This is a genomic window from Rhizobium sp. Leaf341, from assembly GCF_001424325.1.
Classification (GTDB): Bacteria; Pseudomonadota; Alphaproteobacteria; order Rhizobiales; family Rhizobiaceae; genus Ferranicluibacter.
Genome location: NZ_LMPE01000002.1, coordinates 9,104 through 9,424 on the forward strand (window position 1 = coordinate 9,104; position 321 = coordinate 9,424).

A 321-nucleotide genomic window follows, 5' to 3' on the forward strand; every position below is an offset into this window, starting at 1 on the left:
CAGATGCGGGATGCCGTTGCGATCGAGCGCCGCGCGCAGGCGGCGCACCCGCTCCTGATGGGCGAAGCGCTCGACCTGGCTTTCCTTCAGGTGCCGGATGGAAGCCAGCGCGCCGGCGGCCAGCGCCGGCGGCAGCGCGGTCGTGAAGATGAAGCCCGAGGCAAACGAGCGGATGTAGTCGCACAGCGCAGCCGACGCCGCGATATAGCCGCCCATCACGCCGAAGGCCTTGCCGAGCGTGCCCTCGATCACGGTCAACCGATGCATCAGGCCCTCGCGCTCGGCAATGCCGCCGCCGCGCGGACCGTACATGCCGACCGC

General features: G+C 70.7%; 1 protein-coding gene. It reads right to left on the bottom strand.

Going from position 1 to position 321, the window contains the following annotated elements:
• A partial coding sequence (locus ASG03_RS21905) for an aminotransferase class I/II-fold pyridoxal phosphate-dependent enzyme (RefSeq protein ID WP_244475114.1) occupies positions 1-321 on the bottom strand: 321 nt, incomplete at both ends.